Raw genomic sequence first — 19,881 nt, forward strand, 5'->3', positions numbered from 1 at the left:
AAGGTGGAATCTAAAAGTAATCAAAATATGACTACTTACGCTCAAAAGCCTTTTTAAAAGAAAAAACCAAAATCAAAGGAGATCAAATCCTCCTCTGGTGAAAAGGCATAAGACAGAGCCATCGAGAATTTGCTCAATGGTGCGACCCACACACCAGCCCCTAAAGCACTGTGCCATTTGTTAGAATCCTCTGAGCCGACCCAAACCCGTCCTACATCATAGAAACCATGTACTCCAAATTTTCCTGGAAACAGGAAGGAAGAAAAATCCTTCAATTTGATGCGTAGATCTGTGTTTTGATAAAATGAAGTCCTGCCATAAAATCTAGTTCGTCTAAAACCCCGCAAATTGGTTCGTCCTCCCAACGTATTGGCATTGTAAAACTCACCATTGACAAACTGTCCAAAATTATGCGCATAGCCTGTGCGAGACGCCAAAGTCACAATGGCTGGATAGCTGAAGCTATAATACAGACCTAGCGAGGTGTGAAAATGTGCATAGTCAGTGGTATTGTCATTCAATCCAGCAAATGCTGTGTAGTTGGTCTCAAAAAGCAGTCCTCTGGTAGGAAACATCTTTTCGTCGCGGGTATCGAATTCTACCTGAGCATAGGCACCTGAATAGAACCTTTGGTCGTCAAACAAATCACTCGTATCAAACTCGTCGAAATCTGGCGAATCGATGTAAGTATTGTCGTTTTCATCCACACGTACCGTTCTGTTGATACTCCCCACGGTGAAGAGTCCCGAGTTTCCTAGTTCTCTGGTCAAAGCAACCCGTAGGATGTCATCCTTGATTCTGGTGCGGTAATAATCAATGCCTTCGTCCAAATCATAAACTGATTCATTGCCGATTCCGAAGAAATTATTGACCACAGGTTGACTAAGTTCCAATTGTGTAAATACATTCCACTTGCCCAACACATCCATATAGTTGCCTTTATAGTTGACATTAAAGGCACCAGTCGCCACTGCTACATCCGCCATCAGCAAATGCTTGGATGCATAAGGCTCGCGCCTCCAAGCATGTCTCGTGTATTGATACCCAACCCCCACAAATACCCCATCGTCTGGGTTGAATGAGCCATAAATGATCGGCACCAACAAGTCGTATTCGTAACTATATCTATTGTAGTCATTGATGTCGCTTCTATCGCTCAATTTGGATTTGAAAGACTGCTGATCAGTTTTCAGATTTGTAGATTTCCTGTCATAGATGAGTACATTTTTGGCAGCATGATGCGTCGTCTCATCGTAAATCTCATCCTTACCTTTGCCACCGATGACTCTGACTTTTATCGCAGAGTGCACCTCTCCTGATATCTTGATCTCATCATCCGAGTCAAAAGCATAGATTCGCACTTCCTTGGTATCATCATTTGTGAACGTCCTGTCGTATATGACTTGCTCTACTTCTTCCTTTTTGGAGATTTTGTGAATCGTCACTTTAACCCTATCCTTGTCCAGATTTTGAATCAAAATGAGTTCTTTCTTGTCCGAACAGAGAATCTCTACTTCCTTAGCGAGACTCTCGTAAAACTCCATGCCATAGTCGCCGAGATTGTCACGGCGCGCTTTCAAGACATCAATCGTCCGTTGACCTGACGCTGCAAATACATTCTCTGGCCATATGTGAATAGCATCCTCAATCACCTCATCCGTCAGACTATCTTGTACTACTTTGATCATGTCTTCCCAATCCGCTCTGTCCAAACTCGTCAAATAAAAGCGATCCAAATGTCTGGAATTGAAATTGAACCCTGGTGCCCATTTCATCTCAGGATTGAACCCTTCGATTTTGGGCATCCCCCATTTACTACTTGCCAATTTGGGCAAAATACCATCATTGATGAAAAATACTTGGTCTCTATCTCTTGGAATCGCTTTGTAGGTTTTTCCTTTTCCACTTTCACTGTCATAAGACGCCCATCTCCATTGATCCTCGTGTCTATCCCAATCCCCGATAATCATGTCAAACATCCGATTTCTCAACAGAAAATCCTCGTCCACTCGGTTGTCATTGTCGTCCCTGAGAGCCTCAAAAAGATCGGGGGAACCGATGATTTCAGAAGAATTACCAAAGAACTTAGCCTCAGACCAATCATCATTTGGACGCTCTTCGAATAGTGCTAAGTGGTTGGCAAACATCTCTCTATACTGCCCAAATGCTCCATCATCTGGTACATAGACTAATCGTGGATTGGTGTGATAGATCCCAAGTGCGTCCGCCATCGGAGGTACTACATAGGCTGCATAGGGATGGCTGGCACTGATCTGATCTTGGACTACATTCTCGGCTAGCGTTGCCTTCAACATTCGCGGCAAAGCTCTATCGGCGTATTTCTCCACCGAGCGTAGCGAATATTGTTTTCCATCCTCCGCCTCCAGTCTCAAAGAACTTGTTTGCATACCACCGCCCTTTTTGATTATTTCCAAGCCTCCCTTTTCTGTGGATAGATTAAATACGGGTGCTTCGACCTCCATCTCCCAAACATCACGATAGTTATCTCCCATCCATTTTCTTTTTCCTTTGGACGCAATGTACAAAGTCGATGCTTGTGCTTTCTTTGTTTCTCTTTCGCCTGTGTAGACAGGTATTTTGTCATATCCATCATCTATGAACCGAAAATCATACAATCGCTTTTCATAGATTTTTTCTCCTGTTGGCGCTTCTTCATCGACAGCCCAAAATTCCAAATCAGCTTGACCTTGAGGGGAATAATTCACCTTGCCAAACCCAATTCTGGATCGCCCAAACTCTAAATACTTTCCGTTTTCTTTGAGATAAGTAGCTTTAGACCCTGAGCCACTCACTACATAGTTCACACTATCCTTGATGATATGCTCCAGCGCATGCTCGTGACCCGATACATAGATGGTGTTCGAGTAATTTTTGAGCAGGGACTCAAGGGCATTTTTGATCGCCTGATACTCTGGATGAGGTATATCTTGGAGTGAACCAGCTGTGGCGCGATAGCTTGGATACAATGACCCAATCAGAGGTAGCGGAATGTACAAATTTTCGTTGAGTTCTGTGAGGGGAAACAGATGTTCCTTGGCAGAAAAATGTCCTCCGTGTGGCCCATAGCTGTACAGTGGATGGTGCGAAGTAAGAATCACATGGTCGTTCTTGTGCTTCTCTAGCAGTGTAGCAATATCTGCCACAATGTCCAGAGGTTCGTTGTAATTGAGCGGATCATCTAGCAAAGGTTTGTTGTACCGATGCAACATCCACTGCATATCAAACACTATCAAATATACACCTTTGTCCAGCTTGATTTCTTCTGGTCCTGGAAAGCCATCTTTGGGATAGAACACCTTTTTACTATCAAAATAATCTTTGACGAATTTGGTCTGCTCATGTACATGTTGCCAGCCCTTGCGATGCGAGTTGTCCCAATCGTGATTGCCTGGGATCACTATGGTTCTCCCTTTGAACTTTTGAGTAATCTCAAATTGCTCTGTGAGTTTGGCTTCCTGTTCCTGTCGCCTAGGATGATCTTTGGGAGGAAGTCCATCTGTGTAGATATTGTCTCCTAAAAAAATAAGTGTCGCGTCCTTACCAGCTGCCTCCAATTGCCCTTTTAGAACTTTGAGATTGGGCCTTGCTCTCGAAGGCTCGCCAGCATCTCCTATGAGGAAAATAGTGTGATTGGAATCAGGTTGGTTTTGTCCATACAAATGGACAGAAAGCAGCAGAAATAAAACAACTAGATATCGTTTCATCATTTCATTTTGAATTTGAGAATATATCCTCTGTCACCTTGTCCCTCATTGGAGATGAATAAGTCTCCATTTGGAGCAAAGCAGATTCCTTCGGGTTGACCAAACAGGCGAGGATCCAAGGGCACGCTTCCTACGATTTGGTACTGCCGATTGACCATCAGGAGCAATTTGCCTGTCGAGGCAATAATATAAAAAATGTCTTGCGTAGGATGCAGTGCAATACCAGAAGGCATAAAATTCAGCCTATTTTCATCATACTCAAAATCAACTTGAGACTCCAGATACTTTTTGATATCGGAGCTGGTGATTGTAAAGGTAGGTCGAGGATCAATCTCCCTTTTGTTAAGGTCAAAACTGTAAAAGGCTCTGCCCTTTACATCCCTATCCTTCAAGTCCCCACTTTCCTTGCAAGCAATGATCAACTTACCAGTTTTAGAATCATACGCCAAGCCTTCGACATCATTTTTCTTTTTGAGATCGGTATTCATCTTGATGCTTTTCTTGCCCTCATCATTTGCCAGAAACTTGTAAAGATCGCCATTGCTCTCTGCCACATAGATAGAGTCACCCACGACCTGTATGCCTTCATAATCACCTCCATCGGCGAATCTGACTTCTCTGATTAGTTTTCTTTCTTTGTGATCATAAAAGAAAACCTTACCATCCTCATCTTGCACACAAACGAGTATGCCATCGTCCAAATAAGACAATCCCGAAACTTCCTCTAGGACATAAGGTAAATAATATTTTGAGGTAGGGTTCTTGAAATCATAGGTTTTGAGATGATCCGGAACGTGGTGAAATAATGCTTCGGCGGTTTTTCTCGAATCGCCATTACAACTGATCAATGAGCAGGTCAATAAGAAAATGAAGATGTACTGTTTATCCATACTTTAGGGTTGAATCGAATCCCGACTTTAACATTCTTTAACTAAACTATTTCAATCAAAAATAGTTTAGTTCTTTTGACTTAAATTGTATTGTGGATACTGAAATCATATCTAAAATTAGTGCTTATGTGCGAGATACCTTCCAAGGTAGCCTCCCAGAACATTGCCATTATCACAACTTGACACATACCGAAGAGGTCGTGACAGCTGTGTCTGTCATCGCTATGGCGGAGCAACTGCCGCACGAAGAAATCGAAATAGTCACCATTGCGGCTTGGTTTCACGATCTAGGTCATGTACAAGGCAGCCAAAACCATGAGGAAAAAAGCATCAAACTGGCTATCGAAAAGCTGAAGGAACTAGAATATCCACAAGAAAAAATAGAGCAAGTGGCTGACTGTATCCGTGCCACGAGAATGCCTCAAAGCCCGAAATCCAAAATGGAAGAAATTCTGTGCGATGCGGATTTGCACCACTTGTCCACGCCTCGTTTTCAAGAAAAATCCGAAATGTTGATGACAGAACTTTCCCAAGTTACTGGCATATATATTGAAAAAAATGAGTGGTACAAAAAGACCTATCAGTTCGTAAAAGAGCACAAGTATTTTACAAAGTATGCCAAGCAAAATCTAGAATCTGTAAAACAGGAAAACCTAAGACGGTTGGAAGAAAAAATACAAAAGGAGAAGAAGTCAAAGGAAGACAAGCTCAAAAAGAAAATTTATGACTTAGAGGAAAAACTAGCCAAGGCAAAGAGCAAGGAATCCATACCGACCCGTGGGATTGAGACCATGTTTAGAACCACGTCTAGGAATCATCTCGACCTCAGCTCGATTGCTGATCAAAAGTCAAACATCATGATATCCGTCAATTCGATCATTTTGTCGATTGTGGTGACTGTTCTCCTTCGCAAACTTGAAGAGTACCCTCACTTCATGATCCCAACCTTGATTTTGACTATCGCTTGTTTATCTACTATTGTTCTCAGTATTTTGGCTACCAGACCCAACGTCTCCAAGGGCAAATTCACCAAAGACGACATCATTCACAAAAAAGCGAATCTGCTTTTCTTCGGTAATTTTCACCAGATGAGTTTGGAAGAATATGAATGGGGCATGAATGAACTGATGAACGACAGTCAATATCTCTACGGCAGCCTCACCAAAGACATCTACTACCTAGGCAAGGTGTTGGGCAAAAAATACCGTATGCTCAGAATCGCCTATACAGTATTCATGTTTGGTTTTGTGATTGCCATTATTTCCTTTATCATCGCAGAGGCTTTTTTCAAGAGTCACTATATGTACTAATCTAACTACCTACTTTAGATGAATTTCAGATTGAATACTGTCCATACAGCACTCCTTTTTGTCATGATGTTTTTGGGCTGCACTAGTCCACAAGACACCAAAACGATAGCAAAAACAGAATCAACCACCCCAAAAGAAGCTCCTAAATCTCGTTTGTCTGCTGATCTGGGGACTCCTGACAATCCCATTAACCTGTATCTCACCCCATCTAGATCTGTAGAACTCGTCGAGCAAACTGGAAAATTACTGATCAATTACTTGCATGCCGAAACAGCTCTCAATTTTGAATTACAAGTCTCAGATAGCTATGATGACATGATCAAAGCCTTTGCGTCTAATGATGGTGACATTGCATTGATGAACTCCGCGAGTTATATCAAAGCACGAGATGCTTATGGGGTCAACGCCAAGTTAAAAGCCATCAGATATGGCAAATCCAACTACTATGGTCAAATCATCGCCAATACCAATAGTGGGATCGACAAAATATCCGATATTCAGGGTAAATCAGTCGTATATACTGACTCCCTGTCTACCTCGGGATACTTGTTTCCTAAGAAAATCTTTGCAGACTACAATATTCAACCTGCTAAAACTGCCTTTGCAGGCACCCACGATCGTGTCGTCAAAATGGTCTATATGGGTATTGCGGATGCAGGTGCCACCTATTATTCTGAACCTTCGTCAGACGGAGAAATCAGAGATGCCCGCTCCAGATTGCTATCAGAGTTCCCAGATGTGGCAGAAAAAGTAAAAATACTACAGGTCACAGAAGCCATCCCTAACGATCCAGTTGTGTTTGGCAAGCACGTCAACAAAGACATCAGCTTTCAGGTATCTCTGGCACTCATCAAATACCTAGAAACTCCTGAAGGAAAGAATGCTATGAGTGATCTCTACTCTATCGAAGGCTACACTCGATGTACGGACGCAGACTATGACGGATTGCGCAGGGTGCTGAACTAGAACTTTGCGTTGTTCTCGGAAAGAAACTCACGTTTAACCCATCTCTTCCCAGCGTTTGATGATTTCGTAGGTATCGAGCTGAGCGTTGTAGAGTCTTTGTCCCACCTTCTTCACGATCGGAATATTGTTGATCTGCTGATCGAGCATTACCGCTTTGGTATTGTCTTTGAGCTGAATTTTGAGGAGCTCTCTCACCTGAGATTTTAGCTCTGGATCTTTCACTGGGAACTTCACTTCAATGCGGCTTCTCAGGTTTCGTTTCATCCAGTCAGCAGAGCCCATATACAGTTCGTCCTCCCCATCATTATGAAACCAGATGATGCGACTATGCTCCAAAAATCTACCAACGATCCTGCGAATGGTGATGTTCTCACTCATCCCAGGTACGCCTGGAACCAGACAGCAAATACTCCTGATGATCATCTCTATCTTGACACCCGCACGGCTAGCATTGTAGAGTTTGTCGATCATACCTTTTTCTTCGAGGTTGTTGAGTTTGATGATGATGTGGCCTTTCTTTCCATTCTTGACATTCTCGATTTCACGATCAATCAGTTTGGTGAACCCATCAATGATGTTAAACTGTGATACGAGCAGGTTTTTGAATTCTGCAGGTTCTTTTCTCTTGATTAAGTATTTGAATAAATCATCCAATTCTTCTCCCATGGACTGATCACAGGTCAACAATCCATGGTCTCCATACATAGAAGCTGTCTTTTCATTCAAGTTTCCTGTCCCGAAGAAGCAATAATTTTTGATCGTCCCATGCTCTGTTTTTTTCTTAACTAGGGCTACTTTGGCATGGACTTTCAAGCCAGGGATACTATAGATGATTTTGACTCCAGCCTTTTGCATCTTTTCTGCCCAGCGCAAGTTGTTTTCCTCATCAAACCGTGCCTTGAGCTCCATGAATACCGTCACTTTCTTTTCGTTCTTGGCAGCACTGATCAGCGCATTGCCAATCAAAGAATCAGATGCCATTCTATAAAACGTCACCTTCAACTCTAATACGTGCGGATCAATCGCCGCTTGATTAAAAAACTGAAGGACATAATTATATGTGTGATAAGGAAAATGCAACATTTGATCAGACTGATCAATGGCAGAAAAGATTGATCTATGCTGGTCAATTTTGTAGTTGCGCAGGGGTTTCAGTGATGGATACTCGATGGATTTTCCGATGGGGTTAGGTAACTGAAAAAAATCAAACAAACTGTGATAATGCCCTCCTGGCACTAGGTCTTCGTCGATCAAGTCGAAAGAATACTTGAGGAAACTTAACAATTCTTCAGACATCTCCTTGTCATATAAGAATCTAGACGGGACCCCCAAATTTCGCTTTTCGATCTGTTTTTGAATCTTTTCTACCAAATCGCCACTGAACTCATCCTCTATGTTGAGATCCGCATCTTTGTTCATTTTTATGCTCTGACATTCCAAAATCTCATAATCTGGAAATACAAAATCTAGGTTCATACGGATGATGTCATCTAGGAAAATGTAATGAAACTGTACATTAGGTGAGGGTAGTTTGAAAAACCTAGGAATGATGTTGGAGGGTATATTGAGGTAGGCATTGTCAATGACACCAGAATATTTGTTGCGCAGACGCAAGCCAAAATAGAGTGATCGGTTGTCCAAAAAGTGCTCTCTGCTAGACTGTCCAAACACGTATGGTTGTAGATAGCACAGTATTTTGGTTTTGAAATAGTACAAACTCGCAGCTTTCTGATCTTCGTTCATCTGCTCAGGTGATAGGATGAACAAGCCGTTCTTTTCCAGTTCCAACAGGACTTTGCTTCGCAGTGTGTCACCAAACTCAGTCAGTTGTTTTTGAATCCTGTCGTGTATATTTTTGAGTAGAATAGCTGGATCATAGTCCAACACCTTGTTGATTTTTTTCTTGTCCAGTTTCAGATAGTTTCTCAGGTTGGCTACCCGAACCCTAAAAAACTCATCTTGATTGGCAGAATAGATGGCCAAAAATTTAAGTCGCTCAAACAAGGGAACATCATTGCTTTGGGCTTCCTTTAATACTCGGTAGTTAAAAGTCAACCAACTAAGGTCTCTGTCAAAATATTGATTAGTGGTTTCAGTGATTTGCTCTTTTTGCTCTTCCAAGGTGGACAAGATTATAGTTTGTTGGGGTGAATTTATCGAAAAGAGAACGGATAGCGAAAAATGAAGGGTTAACATTTGATCATCCCAAGACAAAATCGCTATTCATAGCCTGTCGTAACTTACTCTTCATAAAATCGTTTTGAAAATCAATCTATCAACTCATCATGGGAGAATCTATCAATTATTCTAATCCTCTGCAATTTCCATTCGAGAGCAAGCTTAGTTTGGCCAATTTGATTTTGTATTGGCAGGTACGCATGCATTCTACAGACTCCTTCGTTTCCTCTCAAGCCGCAGCTATTATCGCGGAGGTAGAAAAAATTTCTGAACTTCAAAAACCCATTACTGATTTGTCTTTGTTAGAGAAACACAAATCAGTGATTCGACTCTTGATGTCCGCTATTTTTTCTCCCTATACGGAAGAAGAAGAGATGATAGGCGTCTTGTCTCCCTTCGCTGGCGAGATAGTGTATGCCTCCAAAGCATATCAGGACATTATGTTGTTGGTCAACAAAGAAAAGAACAATTTACCGAAAAATCGTGAAGCAGAAATCATGACCCACAATGTGATGGGAGCCTATTCATCTATCTTGGATTTGTTCTACAATGTGTCGGTTGATCGTCGAAAGGATATTTTTCATACTCTTCAAAATTCCGAAACAGGACTCAATAAATATTATAAAATTAGCATCAACACCAGTTTTTGTGAAATCATCCCCAAAGGAGATTTACCGGTTGTAGATGATCAAGTGGTCAAATTATTGCTAAGCAATTCTAACTCTCCTGAGATTTGGATGGAGATGTTGCCTCCGCACCTATTTCGGTTTCAAGGTTTCGTCATTGTGAGATTACATGATGTCAGCAACGAAGAAGTACTATCTAGAATCAAAGAAGGATTGTTAGAAAGAAGCAGCATCACCAACGAAGAGAGTTTCGAAAAACTGCAGTCTAGATTCAAAGATTTGCTTCAGATTTCGGATTTGAAATTGGGTATTACTGGCTTTGACAAGACCAAAGGCACTTTTGTCAATTTTGGAAAACAAAACAACCGTAGTATTATCTTAGGGAGTGAGAGAACAATCTCTTGTCACATTACATCTGATAAGCTGTGTGATCTATTCACTACGGCCAAAGAACCCATCGTGATCGATGAAGACTCTAGTTACTATCAGATGATGGATCAGCATGCGAAACGTTTTAGCCAGAGTGGAATCAAAAGCCTGATCATGAGTCCGTTATTTTACAATGATGAGTTCGTAGGTATATTGGAACTAGGGTTTAAAGACAAAATTCAATTGAGCAGTGCAGCTATCTCCTACATCAAAGAAGTCCTGCCTCTGTTTGCTATAGCCGTGAAGCGTGATCTGGAGGACGTCCAAAACAAAATAAGCACCATCATCAAGAAAAAATACACCTCTATACATCCGACAGTAGAGTGGAAGTTTTCGGAGATGGCCAACCTCATGCTGGATCAAATAAATGTAGGTTTGAACCCAGTCACTCCCCCAATCGTCTTTGAGAATGTCTATCCCTTGTATGCTGCATCCGATATTCGTAACTCATCTGTCGTACGAAATGACGCCATCAACCGTGATCTTCTCAAACAAATAAAATTGGCTCGAAACGTCCTCGAAAAAGCTCTAGAGTTGACCAATCTCCCGATACTTGAAGAGACCCTTTTTCAACTCAACGATTTCCGAGAGAAAATCAAAGACCAACTGATCACGGGTGATGAACATGCGATTCTGGATTATATCAAATATGAGGTTGAGCCCATCATCCAAAGCCTAGACACCAATCATACAGACATCAAGAAACATTCCGACCAATATTGGGCAGCTCTGGATGTTACTTTTGGAGTAGTATATGAGAGTAGAAAAAAATTCGAGTTCAGCCTCAACAAGATCAACGAAACCATCATTGATATACTGGATCATGAAGAGCAAAGAGCACAAAAAATGTTTCCCCACTTCTTCGAAAGATACAGATCCGATGGTGTCGAGCACAACATATACATCGGCAAGTCTCTAGTGGACAAACAAGAATATGACGAAATATATCTGCGTAATCTACGATTGTGGCAACTGTTAGTCACTGCAGAAATCGCCAACAAAACTGCGCGTCTGATGCCGGAGCTTCCTCTGCCATTAGAAACCACACACCTAGTCTTAGTACATTCTAATCCTCTCTCCATTCGGTTCAGACAGGACGAAAAGAAATTCGATGTAGATGGTGCCTACAACATTCGCTATGAGATCATCAAAAAGCGAATAGACAAAGCCAGAGTCAAAAACTCAAATGAGCGAATCACTCAACCAGGTAAAATCTCCATCATCTACGCTCAAGAAAAAGACGTCCAAGAATACAGCAAATATATTAGCTATATGATGCGAAAGGGTTTGTTGATTGGAGAAATAGAATACCTAGACCTAGAAGAGTTGCAAGGAGTGAGTGGGTTGAAGGCACTGCGTGTGGCGGTCAACTACGAGTCCTTTTCTGTTATGGATGAGGTGAAGAAAATACTCCAAGAGACATAAAAAAACCCCAAACTAGGGGTTCAAATGTCTTTGGGTCAAAAGGAATTAATGTTCCTCTTTCTTCTTATTTGAATTTCTAAAATCTATCAAAGATATCGCAGCACCAAAGGCCGCTAAGAAAATCACAATATTTACAAATAAATTTACCCCGTCTGTAACTGCTGGATTAAACATAGCTTTTTCTTTTTATTCCTAGGGCGAAGATAGAAAACATTAGGCAATTCATTTCAATAGGAATCCAAAAGTTGCTGATATCGATCACAATCTATCGTGTGATCATTGACTAACCCAGTGGCCTGCATGTGTGCATACATGATTGTACTGCCTACGAATTTGAACCCTCTCTTTTTCAAATCTTTGCTCAGTGCATCTGATTCTTTGGTGGTAGCGGGTACTTCTCTCATGCTCTTCCAGTGTCCTACTATTACCTCATGATTGACAAATGACCATATGTACTGGCTAAAGCTTCCAAACTCCTTTTGTACCTCGATAAACAGCCGGGCATTGTTGACAGCCGAGTTGATCTTCAGTTTGTTGCGAATGATTCCCTCAAAGGATCGGAGCTCTTCTTTCTTTTGCTCGTCATAGGCAGCCACTTTCTCCACCTCAAAATCAGCAAATGCCTCTCGGTAACCTTCCCGCTTTTTGATCACTGTACTCCAACTCAAGCCCGCTTGTGCACCTTCTAAAATCAAAAATTCGAAATGTACCTTGTCGTCATGAACTGGTACGCCCCACTCTTCGTCATGATATTTTTGGTAGGCTTCAAAGCTATCTCTCGCCCATTGACATCTGTTTTTGCACATCTTGGTCTATTTATTTCTAAAGTTAATGTCTTAAAAATCAATTTATCTATTTTCGTTCTCAATAGAAATACTTCTCTTTGAGACTTATGTCAAAGAAATACAAAGTAGGCTTTGCAGCACTGGTTTTGATTCTTACGCTTACTAGTCCATTTCGGACTCAGGCACAGCTTGTAGGCAGTGCTGCAATGGATTTCACCAGGTTTACCTACCACGACAAATTGCCCAAATACCTCCTGTCAAGAAAATCCATCGTCTTGGTATCAGCCCCGATGTCTGAAAAGAACCCCCATGTCCGCTCAGATTGGGAAAAACTTTCCTCCTTTGTCCACAAGTATTTTAGACAAATGAACATCGATGCAGTTGCCTATTTCTACATCGATGATATATTCAGCAACGTAGATGTCAATTTAGAATTTGCCAAACAGCTCACTGAGCGAGAAATCAAGTATGTGATATTGTTGGATCAAAAGAAGGTCGACGGCCATAAAGACAGCTACTACTACAAAATAACCGTCACACCGTACAATGACAAGACGAGTTTTGTGAGTGAAGACCAAAATGCTTGGAAAATAGAAGGCTCTGACCTCAATGAGATATTGGTCAAAATGAACAAAGAAATCATCCGAGAGGACATGGAAATGACCAACTACCTCATTCCAGAATATCCTGAGTTCTTCTCCTCCACACGGATCATCAAGGGAAGAAGAATACCCACCTATGCCATGGATCTCAAAGTAGAAACTCTGGTCGTGCCGAGATTTCAAAAATACGTCATGGAAGACAGCAGCAAAGTAGACGAGGCATACAAAAAAAGAGTGGCTGCATTCAACCGTGAAATCGACAAAAAAAATCAGCGATTGGAAGAGATCATGTCTACCTACAGCCCCCTCAAGTACCAACTGATAGATGAAATCAGCGCACAAGCCATCTATAACGATGGCCACCAATTTGCACTGATGCGTATAGACGGGACCGGGCAAATGATCAAAGAATCTCTCTCCTATGAAATGGCCAACGAAACGGATTATATCACCCTCAAAGCCTCTATGGGTGGTGCACAAGTATATCCTCTCCCCAAAGATGCTGTCGTATCCAAGTATTTTGTACAGCATGTATTCACCAAAGACGTCTATGTGGGTCTCAAATGGGATGCAGACCTAACTTGGGAAGAATCCCTGACCAATTTTATTTTTCACATGAAGGATATCTTGAAGGTAAAGTAGCCCATGATTTTCGCTGATTATTCTCATAATACCTTATATTAGTAGCCGATCTGAAAAACAATGAAATGAATAAATTACTGAAAATTATTTCCGTATGTTGTCTTATAATTGCCTGTAGTACAGCATTATCCTATGGACAAAGTGCCAACTCAAAGTATAAAGTAGGTGACACTGCTCCCAATTTTTCTGGAACAGATCAGTTTGGTCAATCTTTTGATCTATCTACACAACTCAAAGAAGGGCCGGTTGTCTTGATGTTTTACAGAGGCTATTGGTGTCCCTATTGCAACAAGCAATTGTCTCAGATGCAAGACTCGTTGCAATTCATCACAGCAAAAGGAGGAAGCGTCATAGCCGTGACCCCAGAGCAACCCGAATATATAGAAAAGACTTTAGACAAGACCAAAGCTTCTTTCAAAGTAGTGCATGATGCAGATTTGAGTATCATGACCTCTTATGGAGTTGCCTTTGAAATGGAAGAGCAATTGGTCACTAAATACAAAAAAAATGGTCTTGATCTCGATGCGATCAACGGAGACAATGGATCCAATCTACCTGTGCCTGCCACCTATATCATCAACACTGATGGCAAAATTCTGTACGTCTTTTATGACCCAGATTACTCTAAAAGAGCCACGGTCAAAAAGATTCTTCAAAATCTATAATTAAGCAAATCGTTATGTTAAGCCCATTACAAATTAAAAAACAGACCCACTTTTACAAAATCCTTGATTTTGACCGCAGCGGCACAATCGAACGTGACGATTTCGAAGCGATCGGCGAAAATTTATGTATTGTCCGTGACTTTGACATGGACACACCAGAGTACGAAACCGTCATGGGTATGACCAGCGGTATCTGGAATAAGTTAGTTCCTTTTGTAGAAGGAGACCAGGGAACATTGGAGCAGTGGTTGCAGTTCATGACAGTACTATTGGATCCAAAAAACGAGGAGTCCTACAACAAATACGTTCTCAACTTTACATCCACACTGTTCAAGCTCTTTGATCTCAATGATGATGGATACATCTCTCAAAACGAATACATTGATCTATTCATTGGTATGAGAATCGAGGTACGATTTGCACCCAAGGCATTCAAGAACCTAGACGACAATCATGATGGCAAATTGTCTCAAGACGAGGTTCTCTACTCAGTAAATGAATTCATGAAGAGTAGCAATCCTAGCGCAAGAGGCAATTGGCTCTTTGGGGGCTGGGAATCTGATGAAGATTGATTTCTCATTTTAGGCCAAAAACACAAAGACAGAGTCTCTTGCGATTCTGTCTTTGTGTTTGCCAACGTTTAGCACTTTAAAACCCATCATCCTCGTCTTCCTTTTTCGGTGCGGGTGTAGTTTCTTCTAGTACTTCTTCAAAAGTATCAGCAGCCTCATCTTCTGTGGTTTTTTCTTCCGTTGATTCTTCGATGGTTTGATAGGCATCCTCCTGTTGTACTTCCAGATGTGCATCGTCTGGGAACTCTAGATTGTAGTCATCACCAATGTTGTAGTATTTTCTTCTAAATCCATTGATAAAACCAGTCACTTCAAACTCATCCCCAATCACGGTGGTGTAGTCCCCAAAGCCTGCCTTTGACACACTAGAATGCTCAACCACCAGGTTGTTGAAATGATCATTGGACGAATACATCATCAATCGACCGTGCTCGTAACTAAAGAAGTACCAAGTAGAAGGTGCCAACTGGAAAAACAAATTGACAACATCTCCACCATCCTCATCCTTTTTGATTTCCAAAAATCCCTCTGCCTTGGCATTGATATCAGCAGTTTTAAAATTGGAAATTCCTATTTTCGAACTGTTGTACCAAGCTCTATGTTCATCAGACCACACCATATCTACATTGGAGATTAGAATGCTCTTGTTAAATACCTCTGAGATGCTGTACAAAGGTTTGTAGTCTACCATCAAAACTGTTTCATAATCCTTTACCAGTTTATCCCCAGCTAGATTGGACAATTTCACCATCAAATCAAAACTGTTGTCATGAGCCAAATCGGGACCCAATCGCTCGATGATGTCTTTCACATCCCCAGTCATTGTACTCATGATTTCCTTGTGCAGCTCCATGTTAATCCCAATTGTCGCATCCATCGCATAATAATTGGAATCTGGCTTGCCAACGCCCAAAACAGAACTTGTCAAACTATACTTAGGCTTGTTTTCAATCAAACTAAGAGGCCCATCAAAAGAAAGCTCTCCTGTCCTATCATTGTACACAAAAGACTTACCCGAATAGCCTCCAGGTGTTCTTCTATTGGGTTGTTCGATACGAAATTCTTGTTTTTTCTGATCATACGAGAGAATACCTTCCGCCTTGAAGAAGTAGTCATCATCTGGGTTATTTCTCTCTCTGACATAGGCCATATACAAGTCAGAAGAGTTTTCCTCACGCATGATACCTGCGGTGACAGCTGTACCGTCTTCTGCTTTTGATTCGGCCAAATTCAGTTCTACATCTACCAAATCACCTGGCGTTTTGAAGCTGATCCAGTAATCGTATCTACCCAAACTTTGGACATCAAGACTCACATAACCTTCTTTGGCCAATGCTCGCTTGTCAGCGTACATTGTCACGTCTCCTTTGTAATAGAAACCAGGTGAGATACGGATATTTTGTTCCTCGGTGATCACTCCTCCAGATACTGTCATGGAATCAATCTTATTGTTTCGTTTGACGCCTTTCAGATCAAACCTTTCAAATTTGATTGAGAAAGTATCAGACGCAGAGTTGACCAATTGATAGGTTGCGCTACCTATAAATTTCTTTCTCGATACGACGGTTAGATTACCATCATACAAATTGTGGTATTGGTTGAGGGTATCGATTTTCAATTTGGCATTGTTGAATGGCTGCAAAACTGAATTCTCAAAGATCGTCGTTTCGTTGTTGTCAGGTATAATCTCAGCGTCTGCGACACGGATGTGCGGTATTCCTTTGATATTCAAATCGTAGGTCTTCATATTGTATATCGCCTCCGTAGCACTGAAAACCAATGAGTCAAGATCCTTTCTTGTCGTATAGAAATAGGAATGCTCTATGTCTATATAATCAGGTTTTGACATCACAATCTTCGCAGAGTCCAAGTACCAAACAGCATCTGGTATCGATGTTTTCATCTGTGCATAAGGGAAACTGATTGCAGCTACACCTTGCTTCTCGGGGTGTACTTTGGCGATGTTTTCTACCAAATCAAAATGAACGTCCATATCCTTTCCCGTCATGGCTGGTTTTTTAGGATTATCCGTCAAGATTTCAAAAGAAGCATGTCGTCCAAAATATTCATATTGGCTGAATTGAAACTCCTGTGATTCAGACCTAGAACCTCTCGTTAGCATTTCCCCTGATCCATAAACCCCCTTCAAAGTGATATTAGCCTTCCCGTCCAGCGAAGCTGTAGAATTATAGAACTGAAAAGGTGCTTTTGTATTTTCTATATACATACTGTCCTTGAGGGGTCTCCAGAGCATTTTGAAATCCGCCAAGATTGCTTCTGGATAGGAGGCTTCTTCCACCTGTCCTTCTCGAATCAATCCCTCTTGACCTACTGCAGATACAGAATCCATATAGAACACAAAATCGTTGGAGTACACAGTCGCTGTTCTAAAATCAATTCGTCCTGATGCCCTTATTCCTCTAGCATTCAGGGTCAAACTACCATACAATCGACCTTCTCCCTTGTACAGAGGGTAACCTTCTTCAGGGATTTCATGTTCAAAACCCAAAGATTGATCAGGCATAATCATCAACCTCTCCTTGACTGGAGGAAGAATCCCTCCTGAATAAAAATCACCCATGAAACCAATGGCAGAGGCTTCTCCTCTGTTGCTACTGTCCATCTCAAACGGAGGGACAATGAAATATACTGATCTATCATATGCCCCGTGAAGTATATCCTTTTTGTCAAAATAGACAACCGCCTCAGAATCAGATATAAAATAAGGATACTGAGTATATCTCCTTAGTCCTGCTTTGTTTTTAGGATGATTGATAAACAATGTCCCTGAAGTCAACTCAAGATGGTTGCTCAATTGGGTCTTTTCAGAATCCTTCTTTTCATGAAAATTGACTTGAATCTTAATGGAATCGATATCTGGCATCTCTACGAGATACTCATTGTAATTCAAGCTTACGTCCTTTCCATGGTAACGATAATCTCCCGCATTGACCATTCCGTTAAATTTCATTCCCTTGTCTCTGGTCAAACTCAATATACTACTGTCTGGCTCGATAAATACTTCAGTGTCTGGTGTGATGTACACCCTTCTTACACCACGAACAGTCATTTCACCCTCATCAAAATTCAGCGTGGCATTTGGCCCTCCCTGTGGTGCTACCGAACTGATCAAAAAATTGTCATAATCCTTTTTCTTGTTGTTGGCCATCTCGTAGTGATATGCCTTTCTCAATACTTGTATCTGTCCAGAAGCCTTGTCGTAAGTGATGTATTGATTCTGTTCCAAATATACCGCCGCAGCCTCCGCCAATTTCAAATCCAAATTGTAGGCATCAACCAGCTCCAGTACATTGAATTTTGAATCTTGTATCTTCCTAGAATACAGCACGACCAGTTTGATCGGATGAAAACCAAAGAGACCCGTCATCTTTTTGTAACGAATTGGGTTGAAATATTCTTCGGATTCGAAAAGCGCAGGAATACGATTGGGAGCATTGAGAATTGATACGTCCAGCGCACTAGAATCGGGATTCCACTCCACCATATCGGCCTGAAATTCTATCTTGAAAAAAGAAGAATAATAATAAGTATGCTTATACCCACCATCATCCTGTACCAAAGTCAATTTGGGGATTCCCGCATCATAGGCCATCTCTACGACTGGATGATAAATCGAATCCGAGCCATGGTAGATCACCATGGATGTACGCTTGGCTCTAGTCAGTGAGTCTAAAAACTCATACTCTAGAGACTTGCTCACAAAACTGCGACGATTGGCTCCAGTCACCTCCAAGGTGGACAGGTCTCTAGAAATCGATCGTCCAAATTTGCGTGACCCTTTTAGAGCAAATCCTCCTACATACTTGATGTTCTTACCAGGTAGTTTTAGTTTGATGTCTGACTTTAAAGAGGTAAAACTCGGATATACCTTTTCTGCATTTTTGTTTCTTTTTCCACTTTTGAAATAAAATTGTCCCGGGACTGAACCATCGTACATTTCGGGAAATTTCATCTCTGCCCGTGTTGTCTTCAGCAAGGGTACATTCGTTTTGAATGCGTAAGCCTTCAAATCGACCACAGCACCTTCTGTTCCTTTCAAATCATCTGGCCAATCGATCGTCCCGCTTGTGCCTACAAACTCCTGTGATTTGAGTAAAAATGTTCCCGAAACATTTTTGATGGTAAGTGTATCGAATGGAGTCGCTATTTTAAACTCCATTCCCTCCAACTTGATAGCTGGCCCCCTCAGTACGGGGTTAAAATCATTGGATTGTGCCAGTGAGACCAAGTCTGGTTTATCAAAAGCGTAGAGCTTGCGCTCATAGTTGTCACCTTTTTTTGCCGAAGGAGCATCTTCTAAAAAGCCATCATCAGCAGCCGAGTCCCAAGATGAATCATCCGATCCCCAACCATCATCTGAGCCCCATCCGTCATCCGACCCCCAGCCATCATCTCTTCCCCAGTCGTCCGCAGCTGCCCATTCATCAGAACCAGATGCAGCAGGTGCCAATTCTTCCTCAGTGATAATGTCGCTGAGGACTTCGTCTTCATAATCCTCCTCCTCTTCGATAGGCAATGCTGCCTCTTCCATCAATTCTACGGTGAACTTGCCTCCAGTACTCAAGACTTTGTTGTAATGCGAATGGTATATCGCCCCTTCGGCAAAAAAGTATGCCAGATTCTTGAAAACAGTGATGATCTCTGGTTTTTCATAGCGATCTGCTGCCTGATGACAGATGTCCAACACATTGGAAAATTGCTGATCTGTCAGACCCTCTTGTGTGTAGGCATGTGTAATCAAGCTAAAGAAAAGTGTGTAATAGGGTTTGGTAGGCAATCTCCTATCATTCAGCTTGGTGCAAACTGAGATAATAGAACTCTTTTGGTTGCCATCGATTTTGGTATCCCAGATGTTCCTGAAATCATAGGCAATCTTTTCTGTTGTCTCTGTATTCAGAGACTTTAGATTGCGTATGACATCTATGGCAAAGCTATCTGGCTGAGTCGCAAACCCAAAATATTGGGCTGTAGCCAGATGGGAGCCGAGTGTACATAACAGAACAAGAAATAAACACCTGTTTTTGAACATTAAAAATGATTCTGTA

General features: G+C 41.6%; 12 protein-coding genes. 6 read left to right on the forward strand and 6 right to left on the reverse strand.

The window, feature by feature from the left end; all coding sequences use genetic code 11:
- Nucleotides 1–53: 53 nt before the first annotated feature.
- A complete protein-coding gene (locus N6H18_RS05735; protein WP_262310881.1) occupies nucleotides 54–3,728 on the reverse strand; it encodes a BamA/TamA family outer membrane protein in 3,675 nt (1,224 codons plus the stop codon).
- Entirely contained in the window at nucleotides 3,725–4,615 is an 891-nt protein-coding gene (locus N6H18_RS05740; RefSeq protein WP_262310882.1) for an SdiA-regulated domain-containing protein, read from the reverse strand. Before N6H18_RS05740 ends, N6H18_RS05735 begins: the two co-directional genes overlap by 4 nt.
- Nucleotides 4,616–4,707: 92 nt before the next feature.
- Here N6H18_RS05740 and N6H18_RS05745 point away from each other — a divergent pair, with 92 nt between their 5' ends.
- Nucleotides 4,708–5,925, forward strand: a complete 1,218-nt coding sequence (locus N6H18_RS05745) for a Pycsar system effector family protein (RefSeq protein WP_262310883.1) — start codon at nucleotides 4,708–4,710, stop codon at nucleotides 5,923–5,925.
- 18 nt (nucleotides 5,926–5,943) lie between these two features.
- A complete protein-coding gene (locus N6H18_RS05750; protein ID WP_262310884.1) occupies nucleotides 5,944–6,891 on the forward strand; it encodes a phosphate/phosphite/phosphonate ABC transporter substrate-binding protein in 948 nt (315 codons plus the stop codon).
- Between the two features lie 33 nt (nucleotides 6,892–6,924).
- Here N6H18_RS05750 and ppk1 read toward each other — a convergent pair whose 3' ends face one another.
- The gene (gene ppk1 / locus N6H18_RS05755; RefSeq protein ID WP_262310885.1) at nucleotides 6,925–9,012 is read right to left on the reverse strand and encodes a polyphosphate kinase 1; all 2,088 of its coding nucleotides are present in this window, start codon (nucleotides 9,010–9,012) and stop codon (nucleotides 6,925–6,927) included.
- A gap of 164 nt (nucleotides 9,013–9,176) precedes the next feature.
- Here ppk1 and N6H18_RS05760 point away from each other — a divergent pair, with 164 nt between their 5' ends.
- The gene (locus tag N6H18_RS05760; protein WP_262310886.1) at nucleotides 9,177–11,549 is read left to right on the forward strand and encodes a hypothetical protein; all 2,373 of its coding nucleotides are present in this window, start codon (nucleotides 9,177–9,179) and stop codon (nucleotides 11,547–11,549) included.
- Nucleotides 11,550–11,594: 45 nt separating this feature from the next.
- On the opposite strand, the gene N6H18_RS05765 is transcribed toward N6H18_RS05760, so the two are convergent.
- Entirely contained in the window at nucleotides 11,595–11,723 is a 129-nt protein-coding gene (locus N6H18_RS05765) for a hypothetical protein (RefSeq protein WP_262310887.1), read from the reverse strand.
- A gap of 53 nt (nucleotides 11,724–11,776) precedes the next feature.
- On the reverse strand, nucleotides 11,777–12,355 hold the full coding sequence (locus N6H18_RS05770) for a DNA-3-methyladenine glycosylase I (protein ID WP_262310888.1): 579 nt from the start codon (nucleotides 12,353–12,355) through the stop codon (nucleotides 11,777–11,779).
- An 86-nt stretch (nucleotides 12,356–12,441) separates the two neighbouring features.
- Here N6H18_RS05770 and N6H18_RS05775 point away from each other — a divergent pair, with 86 nt between their 5' ends.
- The 3 genes from N6H18_RS05775 to N6H18_RS05785 all read left to right on the forward strand — a co-directional run bounded on the left by N6H18_RS05775 (nucleotide 12,442) and on the right by N6H18_RS05785 (nucleotide 14,815).
- Nucleotides 12,442–13,578 carry a hypothetical protein gene (locus N6H18_RS05775; protein WP_262310889.1) on the forward strand — a complete coding sequence of 379 codons (1,137 nt, stop codon included), beginning with the start codon at nucleotides 12,442–12,444 and terminating at the stop codon, nucleotides 13,576–13,578.
- A 65-nt stretch (nucleotides 13,579–13,643) separates the two neighbouring features.
- Entirely contained in the window at nucleotides 13,644–14,243 is a 600-nt protein-coding gene (locus N6H18_RS05780; protein WP_262310890.1) for a peroxiredoxin-like family protein, read from the forward strand.
- 14 nt (nucleotides 14,244–14,257) lie between these two features.
- The gene (locus N6H18_RS05785) at nucleotides 14,258–14,815 is read left to right on the forward strand and encodes an EF-hand domain-containing protein (RefSeq protein ID WP_262310891.1); all 558 of its coding nucleotides are present in this window, start codon (nucleotides 14,258–14,260) and stop codon (nucleotides 14,813–14,815) included.
- A gap of 76 nt (nucleotides 14,816–14,891) precedes the next feature.
- Here N6H18_RS05785 and N6H18_RS05790 read toward each other — a convergent pair whose 3' ends face one another.
- Entirely contained in the window at nucleotides 14,892–19,865 is a 4,974-nt protein-coding gene (locus tag N6H18_RS05790; RefSeq protein WP_262310892.1) for a hypothetical protein, read from the reverse strand.
- Nucleotides 19,866–19,881 lie beyond the last annotated feature (16 nt).

Source organism: Reichenbachiella agarivorans, assembly GCF_025502585.1.
Lineage (GTDB): Bacteria > Bacteroidota > Bacteroidia > Cytophagales > Cyclobacteriaceae > Reichenbachiella > Reichenbachiella agarivorans.

What these genes read in the sequence shown, in the direction of transcription:
- N6H18_RS05735 (WP_262310881.1), bottom strand. Translation starts at nt 3,728, where the DNA reads ATGATGAAACGATATCTAGTTGTTTTATTTCTGCTGCTTTCTGTCCAT.
- N6H18_RS05740 (WP_262310882.1), bottom strand. Translation starts at nt 4,615, where the DNA reads ATGGATAAACAGTACATCTTCATTTTCTTATTGACCTGCTCATTGATC.
- N6H18_RS05750 (WP_262310884.1), top strand. Translation starts at nt 5,944, where the DNA reads ATGAATTTCAGATTGAATACTGTCCATACAGCACTCCTTTTTGTCATG.
- N6H18_RS05760 (WP_262310886.1), top strand. Translation starts at nt 9,177, where the DNA reads ATGGGAGAATCTATCAATTATTCTAATCCTCTGCAATTTCCATTCGAG.
- N6H18_RS05765 (WP_262310887.1), bottom strand. Translation starts at nt 11,723, where the DNA reads ATGTTTAATCCAGCAGTTACAGACGGGGTAAATTTATTTGTAAATATT.
- N6H18_RS05770 (WP_262310888.1), bottom strand. Translation starts at nt 12,355, where the DNA reads ATGTGCAAAAACAGATGTCAATGGGCGAGAGATAGCTTTGAAGCCTAC.
- N6H18_RS05775 (WP_262310889.1), top strand. Translation starts at nt 12,442, where the DNA reads ATGTCAAAGAAATACAAAGTAGGCTTTGCAGCACTGGTTTTGATTCTT.
- N6H18_RS05780 (WP_262310890.1), top strand. Translation starts at nt 13,644, where the DNA reads ATGAATAAATTACTGAAAATTATTTCCGTATGTTGTCTTATAATTGCC.
- N6H18_RS05785 (WP_262310891.1), top strand. Translation starts at nt 14,258, where the DNA reads ATGTTAAGCCCATTACAAATTAAAAAACAGACCCACTTTTACAAAATC.
- N6H18_RS05790 (WP_262310892.1), bottom strand. Translation starts at nt 19,865, where the DNA reads ATGTTCAAAAACAGGTGTTTATTTCTTGTTCTGTTATGTACACTCGGC.